The 1,048-nt window shown below is 48.0% G+C and carries 1 protein-coding gene; it reads left to right on the top strand.

Features of this window, described 5'->3' with window-relative positions; translation table 11 throughout:
* Positions 1–102: 102 nt before the first annotated feature.
* A partial coding sequence (locus R7040_RS24825; RefSeq protein ID WP_318097329.1) for a type II secretion system F family protein occupies positions 103–1,048 on the top strand: 946 nt, incomplete at its 3' end.

The raw sequence follows: 1,048 nt of genomic DNA, 5'->3' as shown, positions 1-1,048 counted from the left end.
CGTTCGTAATCATACGCCAAGTATTCGTAGTGATGGTCTAAGTAAAGTACGTCGTGGTATTACGTCACTTGAAGAAGTGATGCGAGTGACGAAGGAAGCGTAATGGCAGCATTTGAATACAAAGCGCTGGATGCAAAAGGCAAACAAAAAAAAGGCACGATTGAAGGGGATAACGCTCGTCAAGTGCGCCAACGACTGAAAGAACAAGGGATGATCCCTGTTGAGGTCGTGGAAGCCAAAGCAAAGGCGGCTAAGTCTTCAGGCTCAGTGGGCTTCAAACGTGGTATCAAAACGGCTGAACTGGCTCTGATCACGCGTCAATTATCCACACTTGTTCAATCAGGTATGCCTCTTGAAGAGTGTCTTCGAGCAGTTTCTGAACAAGCAGAAAAGCCACGAATTCGCACCATGATCGCTGCCGTTCGCTCCAAAGTCACCGAAGGTTACCCATTGGCAGATAGCCTAGGTGATTATCCACACGTATTTGACGAACTGTTTCGCTCTATGGTCGCCGCGGGTGAAAAATCTGGACACCTTGATACGGTTTTAGAGCGCTTGGCGGAGTACGTCGAAAACCGTCAGAAAATGCGTTCTAAGCTGTTGCAAGCGATGATCTACCCTGTCGTGTTAGTGGTGTTTGCGGTGGCGATTGTCTCGTTCTTGTTGGCGACCGTGGTACCCAAAATCATCGAGCCGATCATTCAAATGGGGCAAGAGTTGCCACAGTCAACGCAATTTTTGCTGGCGGCTAGTGAGTTCGTCCAAGAGTGGGGGCTGATTATCTTTGCCGTGCTAGTAGTTTGTTTTTATGGCTTAAAACTGGCATTGCAAAAACCAGATTTTCGCTTGTCTTGGGACAGAAAAATCATCAGCTTGCCGCTCGTCGGTAAGATTTCTAAAGGTCTCAATACCGCTCGTTTCGCTCGTACCTTGTCGATTTGTACTTCAAGTGCGATCCCAATTCTTGAAGGGATGCGAGTGGCGGTTGATGTGATGTCGAACCGTTACGTAAAGCAGCAAGTGTTGATTGCTGCAGACAACGTCCGTG

The organism is Vibrio sp. 1069, from assembly GCF_033340555.1.
The sequence above is the reverse complement of the archived record's forward strand: the minus strand, read 5'-3'. Positions and strand labels throughout refer to the sequence as shown.